The organism is Acidocella aluminiidurans, assembly GCF_055383125.1.
Genome location: NZ_AP031589.1, coordinates 2,244,601 through 2,259,389, shown reverse-complemented (window position 1 = coordinate 2,259,389; position 14,789 = coordinate 2,244,601). Strand labels below are relative to the sequence as shown.

Sequence of the window (14,789 nt, the reverse complement as noted above, 5' to 3'; positions counted from 1 at the left end):
ACCGTGTGAACGCCCCAATGGCTTTGCCAAGTTTAACGCGATCCCCGGGAGAGGCGCCCAAGAGCGCCGCCCGGCCATGCCGCCATCCGGATGTCCAGATCGAGATGGAGCCACGAAGGCAGATTAGCAGATCGGCGGTACGAGTCAATGAGAATAATTATCATTTTCATCGTGCGATAACTCGACCGGCTTCAGTTAGCTGGAGATGCCGCTCAACCGGCAATCCTTGGCGGCAAGCTGGCCCTGAAAAGCGCTCCAGATCTGGGTCGCACCAAAAAGCGGCAACCCGACATAGCCGCGCAGCCGCAGATCGCCCCGCCGGTCCAGCGTCAGCTTGATCTGATAAACCGACCCGTTGCGGGGATTGGTGATATGGCCATACCAGGCGCGGCTGCCATCATCCTGGCTGCGCGCGGTGGCGTCGGCCTGCAGAATGACCAGCCCGCATTGGCTCTGGCCGGCCCAATCGGTCGGGGTGGGCTCGGTCTGGTTGAGCACCATGCCCTCGATGGCGCCACATAATTTGTCGCCGCAGGGGGAGATTTGAATGACCGCGTCATGGCTGGCGGTGACCCAGCTTCCTACGGGGCCAGGCGTTGCAGCGCGGGCCGGGAGGACGGAGAGTCCAAGGCAGAGCACAAGCACGGTCGCCATGCCCGCCCAGGAGAGCAGGGCCGCGAAACGTTCGCTCGACATCACAAAATTCCTTGGGGTTGCAGAGCCTTCCCGTCGCCGCGGGCGCGGCCAGGCGGGAGGTCTGGAAGGGCTGGTTTATGGCACCGCCGGGCCGTGGGCGGCCGTGTTAGCCGGAAATGTCGTTCTGGCCAGCATTATTGGCATAATCGACACCACCCGGCGCGGTGCCGAACTGAACCGGCACCTGGCCGTTCTCAGCGCTGCGACCATGAAGCTGGTTGATCTGCGGGGCCGGGGCAATACGCACCAGATGGCGCGGGGCGGTGGGGTGGATATCGCCGGTGCGGGCCTGGGCGGCGAAGGGGGTTAGGGAAACGGCCAGAAACGCGGCGGCCGCGAAACGAGACATACGAGGCATGATACACTCTTTTTTTGAAATGAAATTCTCGGAGCAAGGCCCGGAGCGGGCGGCGGGGCGCCGCCGCTTCGGTATGTCGAGCCATTGCGTCTGGGAGGCGAGAGAGGCCGCTATCCAGGCGGTTCGGCTTTCGCCGGTCTGATCCGCAAGGCGGCCGTTGATCTCACAAAGGCGGATTAGCCGCCGGTGCTGTCGGACGCGGCGCCGCCGATATGGCGCAGGGCAACCGGGGTCTGCTTGCCAGCAAAGCCATTCTGGGCGGCCTGGTTCGCCTGCGGGTTATACTGGGCGACGCTGGTGTTCACATGGAAATTGCTGGGTGCGGCGATCGCGGCGACAGGGGCCAGGGATGCGGCCAGCAGGGCGGCGGAAGCGATTTGAGAGATGCGGTTCATGATACACTCCTGAATTGAGTTAGATGTCCAAAGGGGTTCCGCTTTGCTGCGGATTGAGCCGGGCCGGCTTAGAGCCTTCAGCTTTTAGCTGAACGCTCTAGCTTTCATTTTGACGAGCAATTTCATGTGTTTATTTTGACGCTGGCGCGCCAACCTAAACACATATTGCTCTAGCCAGCCGTGCTGTCGGAGATCGGGGCGCCAACCTGGCGATCGGCGACCGGCATGCGGTGGCTGCTGGCGGACGGGAAGGCCGGGATATTCTGGTTGGACTGCTGATTATAAGAGGCAACGCTGGTGGCCGGACGGTAGGACTGCGCGTTGGCGGCGATCGGAGCCAGGGAGGCGGCGATCAGAGCGGCGGAGGCGACAGCGGTGAAACGAGACATGAGAAGTTTTCCTTTTCGATTTCGGCTGGGCAGGTCGCCCTTTCGATGAGCCTGATTTAGATGGACGTACGTACGCTTGCAAGAAAAATTAGAACGGACGTACGTAAACTCAGACATGCGTTTTTTGCATGAAAATCTTTTAGTCATGCGTTGATCGCAATCGAGAGCGGCTTTCTTTTGGTTTTGGCGCTTTTTTCTTGCGTATTAAGACGTACGAACGTACTTAATGGGCATCATGTCCTGCAACAGATGCGATCAAACCCATGGCTAGACCCTCTAACCGCGAAAAAATCCTCACTGAAGGCCTGCGCGTCGTTCATGAGCGGGGCTTTTCCGGGGCCTCGGTGCGCGACATCGCCAGTGCCGCCAGCGTCCCGCTGGGCTCCTTCACCAATCATTTCCCCTCAAAGGGGATGTTCGGGCTGGAAATTCTGGAGCGCTATCATGAGCGCGTGCAGGAGGTGATCGGCAAGACCTTCCATGACCGCTCCCGTCCGGTGCGCGAGCGTGTGGCGTCCTATTTCGACCATGTGATCGAAAACCTCACCGCCAGCAACATGCGTGGCGGCTGCCTGGTCGGGAATTTCTGCGCCGAAGTGGCGGACCAGTCCGAGGTGCTGCGGCTGCGTTTGGCGAAAATTTTCCAGGATATCCGGGATGCGCTGGCGCAGGCGCTGGAGGAGGGTGTCGCCTCTGGCGAGCTGGCGCCGGATCTGGATTGCCTGGATACCGCCGGCTTCATCTACAGCTCGCTGCAAGGCGCGATCCTGATCGCGCGGGTGGTGCAGAATCCCAGCCCGATCGAGCGCTGCCGCCGACAGATCCTGCAGAAGGTGCTGAAATAACGGCACAAGCGCGGCCGGCTCCGGCCCGCGGAAATCGCACGGGGACTGCAAAATTCCCGTATGCGCGGCGCGGGAATTTCTCTATTGCTCGCCCATGCTGACCGACAAAGACAATCTGCTGCGCCGGCTGCATGCGTTGCGCAGCGAGCACCGGGACCTCGATACCGTCATCACGCGGATTACCGACCTAGGTCCGGTGGATCAGCTGCATCTGCAAAGATTGAAGAAGCGGAAACTCGGTTTGAAAGATGAGATTTCCCGGCTGGAAAGCCGGTTGATCCCGGACCGCACGGCATGAGCCAGCCTCTGGTCGGGATTATCATGGGCAGCCGTTCGGACTGGCCGGTGATGGAACATGCCGCGCAAATGCTTGAAAAGCTTGGCGTGCCTTATGAGGCCAAGGTGGTCTCCGCGCATCGCACCCCGCATCGTCTGGTGGAATATGCCGGCGGCGCGCAGGCACGGGGGCTTAAAATCATCATCGCCGGGGCTGGCGGGGCGGCGCATCTGCCGGGCATGGCGGCCTCGATGACCAATCTGCCGGTGCTGGGCGTGCCGGTGGCGGTGACCGCGCTGAACGGGCAGGATGCCTTGCTCTCCATTGTGCAGATGCCAGGCGGGATTCCCGTCGGCACGCTCGCCATCGGCAAGCCGGGCGCGATCAATGCCGGCATTCTCGCCGCCTCGATTCTCGCCCTCTCCGACCCGGAGCTGGCTTCGCGGATCGCAGCGCTGCGATCCGCGCAGACGGCCAGCGTGCCGGAGGACCCGGTCTGATGCTGCCGCCCGGATCGGTGATCGGCATGATCGGCGGCGGCCAGCTCGGGCGGATGTCCGCCCAGGCGGCGGCGCGGCTGGGGTTCCTCGTGCATGTGTTCTCGCCGGAGCGCGATGGCCCGGCGGCGCAGGTGGCGGCGCGCAACATCATCGCAGCGTATGATGATCTCGAAGCGCTACGATCCTTCGCCGAGGCGGTGGATGTGGTCACCTTCGAATTTGAAAACCTGCCCGCCGCCTCGCTGGCGCTGCTGGAAAGCCTGAAGCCGGTGCGGCCGGGGGCGAAAATCCTCGCCATCAGCCAGGACCGGCTGCTGGAAAAGCAGTTCCTGAACGATGCCGGCATCGCCACCGCGCCCTGGGCCAAGGTGGAGAGCCTGGCGGCGCTGGAGGCGGCGGTGGCGGAGCTTGGCCTGCCTGCGGTGCTGAAAACCACCCGTCTGGGCTATGACGGCAAAGGCCAGGCGATGCTGCGCGCGCCGGAGGATCTGGCGCCCGCCTTCGAGAGACTGGCGCCGAAGCCGCTGGTTCTGGAAGGGTTCGTGGATTTCGCCGCCGAGATTTCGGTGATGGTGGCGCGCGGGGTGGACGGGACCATCGTCTGTTTCGACGCGGTGGAGAACCGCCACAAGCATCATATTCTCGACCTCACCATCGCCCCGGCGCCGTTCGGGCCGGAGATTCTGGAGGAGGCGCAAAGCATTGCCCGGCTGATCGCCGAGAGGCTGGAACTGGTCGGGCTGCTGGGGGTGGAGATGTTCGTCACCGCCACCGGCGCGCTGCTGGTGAATGAGATCGCCCCCCGGCCGCATAATTCCGGCCATTGGACGATGGATGCCTGCCCCTGCGGGCAGTTCGAGATGCACATCCGCGCCGTGGCGGGGCTGCCTCTGCCGCCGGCGGTGCGGCATTCGGACGCGGTGATGAAGAATCTGATCGGCCCGGAGGACATGGCGACCTGGCCGCGCGTGCTGGCGACCCCGGGGCTGATCCCACATCATTACGGCAAGACGGAGGCCCGTCCCGGCCGCAAGATGGCGCATTTCAACCGGCTCTTTCCCAAAGGCGCGCTGCCGGGCGAGTTTGGCATCGCGGACGCCTTGGCTTTGGCGGAAGAGGCGTAAAAGTTTTTGGTGCCGCTTTTTTCAAAAAACGGCGGAAAATGTTTGGGGCGGCGGCAATGTCAGTGTCGCCACCCGAAAAATTTTACTCAGTAATCCTTGCTCTGGCGCATCCGCTTGATGTCCCCGCGGCGCGATTTCGCATCCAGCCGCCGGGTTTTCGAGGCCTTGGTGGGCTTGGTGGCGCGCCGTGCCTTCGGGATGATGGCGGCCTCCTGGATCAAGGCGAACAGCTTCTCGCGCGCCTCCTCGCGGTTGCGCAGCTGGGAGCGATGCTCTTCGGAATCGATCAGGATATGCCCGCTCAGCGTCAGGCGCTTGCCGGCGAGGCGGGCAAGGCGGGCTTTGACATGGCCGGGCAAGGTGGTGTTGCCGACGAGGTTGAAGCGCAGCTGCACCGCGGTCGAGACCTTGTTGACGTTCTGTCCGCCAGGTCCGGAGGCCGGGGTAAAAAATTCCTCCAGATCAGTATCGCTGATCTGGAGGTGATCTGTAACCGGTATCAGCATCGGAGCCTCTCAATAAACGGCCCCGGCGCGAAATCAGGCGGCCTTGGCTTCTTTCTTCGCCGTGGCGCGCTCGAGGCGGCGCTTCAGCGCCAGGCCTTCGGTGGTCAGCTTCGCGTCGGAATGGGCGAGCAGATAGGCGTCCAGGCCGCCATTATGCTCGATCGTGCGGATCGCGCGGGTGGACAGGCGCAGGCGAACGGCACCGAGCGTGTCGGAGAGCAACGTGGTGACCTGCAGGTTGGGCAGGAACCGGCGGCGGCTCTTATTGTTCGCGTGGCTGACGTTATTGCCAGCTTGCACGGTCTTTCCGGTCAGGTCGCAACGGCGGGCCATGATACTTTTCCTCAATAAAACGCAAAGCGGGCTGGCAGGGGCCAGCCCGGAAATTCGGGGCGGCTTATGGCGCAAGCGGGGGGCATCGTCAAGCGGGTTCGCGCAAGGCTGGCCGTTGATTCAGCGCGGGGCTTGAATCTTTACGCCTCGCCGGCGTGATCCTTGCCCGCGGTGCCGCGCATCTCACCGGACTCGACGCTCTCGATGGCGTTTTCCAGGATCTGCACCACCACCGCATCCGGCAGCACGCGGGTCAGCAACCCCATGGCGCCGCCGAGCAGGGCGGAGGCGATGGCCAGCTCCGAGATATCCTTGCCGACCATATACTCAATCGCTTTGTCCACGACGGAACCGGCGTGGCTGAGCTCTTGTTCGGGCGGGGCTTGTCGATCGTCGGTCATGGTCATCCGTTCAAAAATTTCCGGCTCTCTTATCTGGTGGCGGCGGGTGCCGCCACCAAGGGAAGGTTTATTCCGCGGGGCTCGGGGCGGTTTTTTCCGCCGGCGTGGCATTTTCGTCGTCCATCACCGCCTGTGCCGCCCACATCGCGGCATAGAGCCCGCCGGCGGCGAGCAGCGCCGCATGGGTTCCGCGCTCGGCCACCACGCCCTGCTGCAGCACCAAAATCTCGTCCGAGTCGGTGACGGTGGAGAGGCGATGCGCGATGACCAGCGTGGTGCGGTGCTGCGCCACGGAGCGCAGGGCGGCGGAGATGCCCTGCTCGGTCGCGGTATCCAGCGCGCTGGTCGCCTCGTCCAGGATCAGGATGCGGGGGTTTTTCAGGATGGTGCGGGCGATGGCGACACGCTGCTTCTCGCCGCCGGAGAGCTTCAGCCCGCGTTCGCCCACCTTGGTCTCGTAGCCCTGCGGCAGCGAGGTGATGAAATCATGGATCTGGGCGAGGCGCGCGGCCTCCTCCACCTCGGCGCGCGAGCAGCCGGGGCGGCCATAGGCAATGTTGTAATAGATGCTGTCATTGAACAGCACCGTATCCTGCGGCACCACGCCGATGGCGGCGCGCAGATCATGCTGGCGGATGTCACGCACATCCTGCCCATCCACCAGCACCCGGCCGCCAGTGGCGTCGTAAAACCGGAAGAGCAGGCGCGAGATGGTGGATTTGCCCGAGCCGGTGGGGCCGACAATGGCGATCTTCTGCCCCGGCGCGGCGGTGAAGCTGACCCCTTTGAGGATCTGCCGGTCCGGATTGTAGGCGAACTGCACATCCTCGAAGCGGATTTCGGCCGGGGCGCCCTGGTGGGGGATGGCGGCGGCGTCGGGGGCGTCCTGCACCTCCTGGTTGACGTTCAAAAGCCGGAACATCTGCTCCATATCCACCAGCCCCTGATTGAGGGTGAGGTAGGAGAAGCCGAGGAAATTCAGCGGCACGTAAAGCTGCAGCAGATAGGTGTTGACCAGCACGAAGCTGCCGACGCTCATCGTGTGATGCGCCACGCCGAAAGCGGCCATCACCATCATCGCGCCCAGGGCCAGCGAGATGATCACCGCCTGGCCGATATTCAGCATGTTCAGCGAAACCTGCGATTTCACCGAGGCTTTTTCGAACCGGGCCAGGCTTTCATCGAACCGCGCCGCCTCATGCGCCTCATTGCCGAAATATTTCACCGTCTCGAAATTCAGCAGGCTGTCGATCGCTTTGGTCTGCGCCTCGTTATCGGTCTCGTTCATCGTGCGGCGGAATTTGGTGCGCCAGGTGGTGAAGGAGAGGGTGAAGAAGATGTAGAGGCCGATGGCGAAGAAGGCGATCAGCGCATACCAGGCATTGAACAGATGCCAGAGCATGAAGGTGGTGAGCAGCAGCTCGATCAGCGTCGGCACCAGATTGAACGCGGCCAGGCGCAGCACGGACTGGATGCCCAGCGTGCCGCGCAGGATGATGTTGGAGAGCCCGCCGGTCTGCCGGTCCAGGTGAAAGCGCATCGAGAGCGCGTGCAGATGCTCGAAGGTGCGCCGGGCGACGACGCGCGAGGCGCGCATCTGCACCCCGGCGAAGAGCGCATCGCGCAGCTCGCCAAAGGCGGCACTGGCGATGCGCACCGCGACATAGCCGCCGATCATCGCCAGCGGCACCGCGATGGCGTTATCCAGATGGGTCAGCCGGTCGACCAGATGGCCATAGACCACCGGCACATAGACCGTGCCGATTTTCGCCAGCAGCAAGCAGGCGGCGGCGAAGACGAGCTTCACCCGCAACCCGGTCTCGCCCTGCGGCCAGAGATAGGGGAAGAGCGAGAGGATGGTTTTCAGCGAGCCTTTGGCGGTCTTGGCGGTCGCATTGGGTGCCAGATGGGGGTTGGCACGGGCGCGGGATCGGGTCATGAGCCTGCACATGGCATCTGACTCGCAAATTGCAAAGCTTTTAGCTGATATCCGATCCTGCCACTCAGCCATGCTGCCGGGGGAACGGCTGGTCCTGCGCAGCGGGGCGCGGCGTTTCGGCTTTGTGAAACCGGCGCTGGCCGAGCAGCTGCGCGGCATCGAACCCGCCATTGAAATTTCATCGGGCGCGGTGGTGCTGCCGCCGGCATTGCTGCCCCGGCTGAACGAGCTGGCGCGCGCCATCGGCATTCCCACCCGGGCCGAGGATTTCGATGTGCGGGCGGCGCCGGAAGGGGACGTGCTCGGTGTTTTGGACCGCGGGGCGCTGCCCAGCTTTGGGGTGATCGGGGTCGGGGTGCATCTGAACGGGCTGGTGCGCCGCGCCGACGGGCTGCATCTCTGGGTCGCCAAACGCGCGGCGAACAAGAAGCTGGACCCGGGCAAGCTGGACCATCTGGTCGCCGGCGGGGTGCCGGCCGGGCTCTCGCCGTTTGCGACGCTGCTGAAGGAAGCCGAGGAAGAGGCCGGGCTGGAGGAGACGCTGGCGGCAAGGGCGGTGGAGGTGGCCCGGTTTCGCTATGACATGGAGCGCCCGGAAGGGCTGCGGCGGGATTTTCTCTACGCTTACGACCTGGAGCTACCCGAGGATTTCACCCCGCGCGCCCTGGATGGCGAGGTGGAGAGCTTCGCGCTCTGGCCGCTGGAACAGGTGCGTGAGACGCTGCTGACCAGCGATGCCTTCAAATTCAACGTCGTGCTGGTGCTGACCGACCTGCTGCTGCGCCAGGGCCTGTTCGCGCCGGACGACGCGCAGATGCTGCGCGCCGCCCTCGCCACGCCGGCCGGCAGTTAAGGTTTCTGAATGGTCATTTCCAGCTGCGTTTCTGCTTACTGAATGTTAACCTGAGGCCAAGAAACTCTCCCGGGAGGATTTCATGGACATTCAGCTGATTTACGAAGGCAGTACGTCTCTGGCGCCGTCCGGGTTCGACTCGGCGATGCAGTATGCCGCCAATCAGCTGGATGCGCTGATTAGCAATAATATCACCGTCAGCATCGATATCGGCTGGGACAGCAGCGGCCAGGTGCTGGGGGAGGCGACGCCCGATCTCAGCACCAATGGTCTCTACAGCTATGCCAGCGTGGTGGCGGCGTTGCGCGCCCATGCGCAGACCGCGACGCAGATTGCCGCTGTCGATGCCTTGCCGAGCACGGATCCGACTCATGGCGCCGGGCTTTATCTGACCATGGCGCAGGCCCAGGCGCTGGGCCTTGGCGATGCCGCCTTGTCCAGCGAATTTGCCGGGATCGATGGCAGCGCCACCTTTGGCACGGGCGGCGGGGTGCTGAGCTTCGGCACGGCGGCGGTGGCGGGGGAGGTCAGCTTTATCGGCACCGCCGAGCATGAGCTGACACATGCGCTGGGGCGGATCGATTTCAACGATGGCGCGAATTACGCCCTCATGGATCTCTACGCCTATGCCTCGGCCGGCACGCTGCAGAGCACGCCTTACGCGCCGACCTTCTTTTCCCTGGATGGCGGCAAGACCAGCCTCGCCAGCTTCGACACCACCAGCGACAACAGCGACTGGGCGGATCAGCCGCAATATCGCAATGATGCCTTCGGGGCCTATGCCTATCCCGGTTACGCGACCAGCATCACCGCGCTGGATACCACGCTGATGAGCGTGCTGGGCTTCGACATTGCCTGTTTCTGTCCCGGCACGATGATCGAAACCCCGCTTGGCGACAGGAAGGTGGAAAAGCTGCGCATCGGCGATGAGGTCTGGACGCCAAATGGCCCGGCGCGGATCAGATGGATCGGCAAGAGCGCGTATGAGGGGCGCTTCCTGGCGCAGAATCCGCTGATGCTGCCGGTGACCTTTCTGCCGGGGTCGCTGGGCGAGGGGATGCCGCGCTGCGCGATGCGGGTCTCGCCCGGGCACGGGATTTTCCTGCACGGCGTGCTGGTGCCGGCCTGGCGGCTGGTGAACGGGGTGAACGTGTTGCAGACGCCCTGCAAGGGGAAGGTCGAATATCGGCATATCCAGCTGGAGCGGCATGATCTGCTGCGCGCGGACGGGGCGCTGAGCGAGAGCTATCTCAACGGCACGCCGCGCAGCTGGTTCCAGAATGCGGCGGAATATGCGGCACTCTATCCGTGCGCACCGGACGAGCCCTACGAGAGCTGCGCGCCGCGCCATGATGATGGCTGGATGCTGGAGGCGGTTCGGGATTGGGTGAACCGGCGCGCCGGTCTGGCCGGCGGGATGGCGGAGGGGGCGATGCAGGGTGTGCTGGACGAGGCCGGGCCGGCGCTTTGCCGCGGCTGGGCCTGGTGCCCGCAAACCCCGGAGCTGCCGGTGGAGCTGCTGGTGCTGGCGGGCGGCACGGTGCTGGCGCGGGTGGTGGCGAACAGCTACCGGCAGGATTTGCGGGTGGCGGGGATCGGCAAGGGGATTTACGGGTTTTCGGTGGCGCTGCCGGACGGGGTGAGCGGCGCGATCAGCGTGCGGCGGGCGAGTGACGGGGCGCTGTTGGGGGGCGATACGCAAAACCGCGCGGCGGCCTGAAAGTTTTCCAAAAAGGGCTGTAAAAATTTGGGGGTTTTGGCAACGCCGGTGCACACGCCCCGGCGTTTTTGCCGCTTTTTTGAAAAAAAGCGGCACCAAAAAACTTTTTAACTTTCGTCCGGGGCTGGTTCCGCCGGGTGCAGCCGCTTCGCCCGCAGCCGCCGGATGCGCCTGGCATCCGCATCCAGCACCAGAAACTCCACCCCCGACGGGTGCGTGATCAGCTCGCCCCGCGCCGGCACCCGTTCCGCCAGGTTGAACACCAGCCCGCCGACGGTTTCGATATCCGCATCGCGCTCATCCTCCGACAGGATCGGGCCGATCTTTTCCTCGAACTCCTCCACCGGCAGCCTTGCATTGAGGTCGAAGGCGCCATCGGCGCGCTCGGTCAGCATCGGCCCCTCGATCTCGTCATGCTCGTCCGAAATATCGCCGACGATGGTCTCGACCAGATCCTCAATCGTCACCAGCCCGTCGATGCCGCCATATTCATCCACCACCAAAGCCAGATGGATATGGGTCAGGCGCATCTGCAGCAGCAGATCCAGCACCGGCACTTGCGGCGCCACCATCAGCGGCTTGCGCAGGATTTTCTCCAGCGCGAACTCTTCCGGCGCGCCGGTGAAGCCGAACACATCCTTGATATGCACCATGCCGGCAACGTCATCGAGATGGTCGCGATAGACCGGCAGACGCGAATGGCCTTCCTTGCGGATCAGCGCCAGCGCCTCATCCAGCGACAGATCCGCCTTCATCGCCACGATATCCGGGCGCGGCACCATCACATCATCGGCGGTGATGTCGCGCAGCCGCAGCACATTGCCGATCAGCGCGCGTTCCTGGGCGTTGAGGTCGAGGGATTCGCTCTCCCCCTCCTTGTCCTCCGTGCTGGTCTCCTGCTGGAGCATCAGCTCGGCGATCGATTCGCGCACCGATTGCTCGGGGCTGCGCAGCTTGCCCAATAATCGGCTGAGCGCGTTGCTCATCGGTTTTTCCAGGGGTTGGGCTCGCCGAGCCGGGCCAGGATGCGGGTTTCCGCCGCCTCCATCTCCCGCGCCTCGCCGGGATGGTGATGGTCATAGCCCTGCAGATGCAGCGCCCCATGCACGATCAGATGGCTCAGATGCGCGCCGATGCTTTTGCCCTGCGCTTGCGCCTCCTTCGCCACCACGCCGAAGGCCAGCAATATTTCCGGCGGCGCTTCATAAGTGAGCACATTGGTGGGCTTGTTCTTGCCGCGGTCGCGGTAGTTCAAGGCTTTCACCGTGCGGTCATCGGTCAGTGCCACGCTGGCGGCGCAGCCAGTGGCGGCCAGAGCACGGGAAACCCGGCGCAAGGCGTCCGGCACAAAGGCGCGCCAGCGCCGGTCCGTGACCACGATCTCAACGCCCCCGAGGGGGCTGGTACTTCCAGGGTCGTCCATTTGCCTAATGTCTGTTGCAAACGAGGCGCAATTGGTCAACCGCGGGATGGTTAACCCTGACGCTCGCGCGAATACTCCTTCACCGCCTTGTAGCGCTGGTCATAGGCATCGACGATGCGCGCCACCAGCGGATGGCGGACCACATCGGCGTTGGAGAAGCGGGTGACGCCGATGCCCTGGATGCCTTCCAGCGTCTCCAGCGCATCCGCCAGGCCCGAGCGGGTATTGGGCGGCAGATCGATCTGCGAGAGATCCCCGGTGATCACCATGCGCGTGCCCTCGCCCATGCGGGTGAGGAACATCTTCATCTGCACCGCCGTGGTATTCTGCGCCTCGTCCAGGATCACGAAGGAATGCGCCAGCGTGCGGCCGCGCATGAAGGCCAGCGGGGCGATTTCGATTTCGCCGGTGGCCATGCGCCGGGTCAGCTGGTCGCCGGGCAGCAGGTCGTTCAGCGCGTCGTAGAGCGGGCGCAGATAGGGGTCCACCTTCTCCTTCATGTCGCCAGGCAGGAAGCCCAGACGCTCGCCGGCCTCCACCGCCGGGCGGGAGAGCACGATGCGGTCCACCTTGCCGGAGGTCAGCATCGCCACCGCCTGCGCCACCGCCAGATAGGTCTTGCCGGTGCCGGCCGGGCCGAGGCCGAAGACCATCTCATGGCGGGCGAGCGTGTCGATATATTCCGCCTGGCCCTGGCTGCGCGGGCCGATCGGGCCCTTGCGGGTGCGGATCGCCGGCAGGTCCGAGAGCGGCAAGCGCGGCTCGTTCGCCGGGTCGGTCATGCGCAACACCCCATCCACCTGCGGGCCGTCGATCGTCTCACCCTTTTCCAGCTTGCCGTAGAGCGTGCTCAGCGCCGCCTCCGCCGCCGCCACCTGCTCCGCCGTGCCCGAAACCGAGATCCTGTTGCCCCGGCAGGCCAGGCGCACGCCCAGCTTCTGTTCGATCCGGGCCAAATGGCGGTCATGATCTCCGAGCAGCATCGACAAAAGCACGTTATTGCCGAAGGTCATGGTGATGGTGCGCGGCGGCACCAGGGAAGGGCGGGGCTGGCTGGTGATGATCTGGCTCAAGCGGCGATGGTCTCCTGTTCCAAAAGCGTGCCTAAGAGAGAGTTGGGGTTGGCATGGTGGATTTTCACCATGCGCACCTGCCCGGTGAGGTCTTGCCCATGCTCGACCACCACCGGCTGCAGCCAGAGGGAGCGCCCGGCGATCTGCCCGGGATAGCGCCCCTTGCCGGTAAACAGCACGGGCGTCTCCAGCCCGACCGTCGCGGCGTTGAACTCATCCTGCTGGCGGCGCAGCAGGGCTTGCAGCTCCTGCAGCCGCGCATCCTTCACCGCCGTTTCCACCTGCGGCAGCCCGGCCGCCGGGGTGCCGGGGCGGGGCGAGTAGGTGAAGGAATAGGCCAAGGCGAAGCCGGTCTCGCGGATCAGCGCCATCGTCGCCTCGAAATCCGCATCGGTTTCGCCGGGATGGCCGACGATGAAATCCGAGGAGAAGGCCATATCCGGGCGGATCTCTTTCAGCTTTGCGACGATGCGGCGGAACTCATCGGCCTTGTGCTTGCGGTTCATCGCCCGGAGGATCTTGTCCGAGCCGGACTGCACCGGCAGATGCAGGAAAGGCATCAGCTTTTCATTGTCCCGGTGTGCCAGGATCAGCTCATCGGCCATGTCGTTGGGATGCGAGGTGGTGTAGCGGATGCGCTCCAGCCCCTCGATCTCCGAGAGGGTTTGCATCAGCCGGGTGAGGGACCAGATTTTCCCATCCGGCCCTTCGCCGTGATAGGCATTCACGTTCTGCCCGAGCAAGGCCAGCTCCTTCGCCCCCTTGGCCACCATGCGCTTCGCCTCGGCGATGACGCTGGCGACCGGGCGGGAGGCTTCCGCCCCGCGCGTATAGGGGACGACGCAGAAGGAGCAGAATTTGTCGCAGCCTTCCTGGATGGAGAGGAAGGAGACCACGCCTTGCGGGGCGGCGTCGTCCGGCAGGAAGTCGAATTTCTGCTCGACCGGGAAATCGGTATCGATCACCGTGCCGGTTTTGCGATGCGCCTGGGCGATCAGCTCCGGCAGCCGGTGATAGGCTTGCGGGCCGACCACCAGATCCACGAACGGGGCGCGCTTGGCCAGCACCTCGCCCTCCGCCTGCGCCACGCAGCCAGTGACGGCGATCATCATCTCGCCGCCCTTGGCCTCCTTCATCACCCGCCAGCGGCCGAGCTGGGAGAACACCTTCTCCTCCGCCCGTTCCCGAATATGGCAGGTGTTGAGAATGAGCATGTCCGCCCCTTCCGGCGCGTCCACGCTCTCATAGCCGAGCGGGCGCAGCAGGTCGGTCATCCGCGCGCTGTCATAGACATTCATCTGGCAGCCGTGCGTTACGACATGCAGCTTGCGAGGGGGGCGTTGGGTACTCATGCGCTCAAATCCATCCGGTTCGTCCGGATGGAGAAACGCGGGGTGGGCTTGCAGGTCAAGCGCAAAGCCTGAGAATCCTCCTGAGCATGAGGCTATTCGGCTATGCGGGGGCGCGTCGTGTCAAGAAAATTCGGGTGACGGTTGTAAGACGCAGTGGCTTAGGCCCGGTGCGGGCGCAGCCCTAGATCGCTGAAAAAGCGCAAAAGATAGCCGTCAGGGTCGGCAATCACGAATTGCCGGTTGCCGGCCTCCTGCTCGTCCTGCCGGTACCATTTATCCTCGAGCGGAATGGGCATCTCCAGCCCAGCGGCAAGAACGGTTTGGTAAAGCTGATCCACATCCGGGATCTCGATCTGCAGACTGACTCCCCGTCCGAAGGGCCGTGCCATCGGCGCATCGGAAAAGCGCCGGCTGGCGCCGATCTCGCCGAGCATCAGATGCGCGCCGTCGCGGATGAGATAGGCAAAGCCCTCCTCCGGGCGGCCATAAAGCAGGGTAAAGCCGAGTGGCCCGAGATAGGTGCGCAGCGAGGCGGCGAGATCGCTAACCTCAAGCTCCGGCACCAAAGCGGGCCAGACAATGTCCTCAGGCGCGCCCGCCATGGC

19 protein-coding genes are annotated in these 14,789 nt (G+C 64.2%); 6 read left to right on the top strand and 13 right to left on the bottom strand.

Annotated features, from left to right (window positions below):
• Positions 1-195 precede the first annotated feature (195 nt).
• From ACZ46S_RS11245 to ACZ46S_RS11230, 4 genes are all read right to left on the bottom strand, one after another.
• Complete coding sequence (locus ACZ46S_RS11245) at positions 196-696, bottom strand: DUF2147 domain-containing protein (RefSeq protein ID WP_464061794.1); 501 nt, start codon at positions 694-696, stop codon at positions 196-198.
• A gap of 106 nt (positions 697-802) precedes the next feature.
• Entirely contained in the window at positions 803-1,054 is a 252-nt protein-coding gene (locus ACZ46S_RS11240; RefSeq protein ID WP_464061793.1) for a hypothetical protein, read from the bottom strand.
• A gap of 176 nt (positions 1,055-1,230) precedes the next feature.
• Positions 1,231-1,449 carry a hypothetical protein gene (locus ACZ46S_RS11235; RefSeq protein ID WP_295746067.1) on the bottom strand — a complete coding sequence of 73 codons (219 nt, stop codon included), beginning with the start codon at positions 1,447-1,449 and terminating at the stop codon, positions 1,231-1,233.
• Between the two features lie 170 nt (positions 1,450-1,619).
• Entirely contained in the window at positions 1,620-1,838 is a 219-nt protein-coding gene (locus ACZ46S_RS11230) for a hypothetical protein (RefSeq protein ID WP_464061792.1), read from the bottom strand.
• Between the two features lie 263 nt (positions 1,839-2,101).
• Here ACZ46S_RS11230 and ACZ46S_RS11225 point away from each other — a divergent pair, with 263 nt between their 5' ends.
• From ACZ46S_RS11225 to ACZ46S_RS11210, 4 genes are all read left to right on the top strand, one after another.
• Complete coding sequence (locus ACZ46S_RS11225) at positions 2,102-2,683, top strand: TetR/AcrR family transcriptional regulator (RefSeq protein WP_464061791.1); 582 nt, start codon at positions 2,102-2,104, stop codon at positions 2,681-2,683.
• Between the two features lie 94 nt (positions 2,684-2,777).
• On the top strand, positions 2,778-2,981 hold the full coding sequence (locus tag ACZ46S_RS11220; RefSeq protein ID WP_008495045.1) for a YdcH family protein: 204 nt from the start codon (positions 2,778-2,780) through the stop codon (positions 2,979-2,981).
• Positions 2,978-3,460 (top strand): 5-(carboxyamino)imidazole ribonucleotide mutase, encoded by a 483-nt coding sequence (gene purE / locus ACZ46S_RS11215; RefSeq protein ID WP_464061790.1) that lies wholly within the window; start codon positions 2,978-2,980, stop codon positions 3,458-3,460. The genes ACZ46S_RS11220 and purE overlap by 4 nt, the downstream gene beginning before the upstream one ends.
• The gene (locus ACZ46S_RS11210) at positions 3,460-4,584 is read left to right on the top strand and encodes a 5-(carboxyamino)imidazole ribonucleotide synthase (protein ID WP_464061789.1); all 1,125 of its coding nucleotides are present in this window, start codon (positions 3,460-3,462) and stop codon (positions 4,582-4,584) included. The genes purE and ACZ46S_RS11210 overlap by 1 nt, the downstream gene beginning before the upstream one ends.
• 86 nt (positions 4,585-4,670) lie before the next feature.
• On the opposite strand, the gene arfB is transcribed toward ACZ46S_RS11210, so the two are convergent.
• The 4 genes from arfB to ACZ46S_RS11190 form a co-directional block, all read right to left on the bottom strand.
• Positions 4,671-5,090, bottom strand: coding sequence for an alternative ribosome rescue aminoacyl-tRNA hydrolase ArfB (arfB, locus tag ACZ46S_RS11205; protein WP_464061788.1), 420 nt, complete (start codon positions 5,088-5,090; stop codon positions 4,671-4,673).
• Between the two features lie 33 nt (positions 5,091-5,123).
• Positions 5,124-5,423, bottom strand: coding sequence for a 50S ribosomal protein L28 (gene rpmB, locus ACZ46S_RS11200; RefSeq protein WP_234730796.1), 300 nt, complete (start codon positions 5,421-5,423; stop codon positions 5,124-5,126).
• Positions 5,424-5,563: 140 nt separating this feature from the next.
• Positions 5,564-5,824 carry a hypothetical protein gene (locus ACZ46S_RS11195; protein ID WP_035179192.1) on the bottom strand — a complete coding sequence of 87 codons (261 nt, stop codon included), beginning with the start codon at positions 5,822-5,824 and terminating at the stop codon, positions 5,564-5,566.
• Between the two features lie 67 nt (positions 5,825-5,891).
• The gene (locus tag ACZ46S_RS11190; RefSeq protein ID WP_464061787.1) at positions 5,892-7,763 is read right to left on the bottom strand and encodes an ABCB family ABC transporter ATP-binding protein/permease; all 1,872 of its coding nucleotides are present in this window, start codon (positions 7,761-7,763) and stop codon (positions 5,892-5,894) included.
• A 70-nt stretch (positions 7,764-7,833) separates the two neighbouring features.
• Between ACZ46S_RS11190 and ACZ46S_RS11185 the strand changes: the two genes are divergently transcribed.
• Together ACZ46S_RS11185 and ACZ46S_RS11180 are read left to right on the top strand one after the other, a co-directional pair.
• Positions 7,834-8,616, top strand: coding sequence for an NUDIX hydrolase (locus ACZ46S_RS11185; RefSeq protein WP_295740823.1), 783 nt, complete (start codon positions 7,834-7,836; stop codon positions 8,614-8,616).
• 82 nt (positions 8,617-8,698) lie between these two features.
• Complete coding sequence (locus tag ACZ46S_RS11180; RefSeq protein WP_464061786.1) at positions 8,699-10,336, top strand: NF038122 family metalloprotease; 1,638 nt, start codon at positions 8,699-8,701, stop codon at positions 10,334-10,336.
• A 107-nt stretch (positions 10,337-10,443) separates the two neighbouring features.
• On the opposite strand, the gene ACZ46S_RS11175 is transcribed toward ACZ46S_RS11180, so the two are convergent.
• From ACZ46S_RS11175 to ACZ46S_RS11155, 5 genes are all read right to left on the bottom strand, one after another.
• A complete protein-coding gene (locus ACZ46S_RS11175) occupies positions 10,444-11,322 on the bottom strand; it encodes a hemolysin family protein (protein ID WP_464061785.1) in 879 nt (292 codons plus the stop codon).
• Complete coding sequence (gene ybeY, locus ACZ46S_RS11170; protein ID WP_464061784.1) at positions 11,319-11,759, bottom strand: rRNA maturation RNase YbeY; 441 nt, start codon at positions 11,757-11,759, stop codon at positions 11,319-11,321. Before ybeY ends, ACZ46S_RS11175 begins: the two co-directional genes overlap by 4 nt.
• 50 nt (positions 11,760-11,809) lie before the next feature.
• Complete coding sequence (locus ACZ46S_RS11165) at positions 11,810-12,832, bottom strand: PhoH family protein (RefSeq protein WP_295740831.1); 1,023 nt, start codon at positions 12,830-12,832, stop codon at positions 11,810-11,812.
• Positions 12,829-14,184, bottom strand: coding sequence for a tRNA (N6-isopentenyl adenosine(37)-C2)-methylthiotransferase MiaB (miaB, locus tag ACZ46S_RS11160; RefSeq protein ID WP_464061783.1), 1,356 nt, complete (start codon positions 14,182-14,184; stop codon positions 12,829-12,831). Before miaB ends, ACZ46S_RS11165 begins: the two co-directional genes overlap by 4 nt.
• A 158-nt stretch (positions 14,185-14,342) precedes the next feature.
• Entirely contained in the window at positions 14,343-14,786 is a 444-nt protein-coding gene (locus ACZ46S_RS11155; RefSeq protein WP_464061782.1) for a bleomycin resistance protein, read from the bottom strand.
• Between the last annotated feature and the right edge of the window lie 3 nt (positions 14,787-14,789).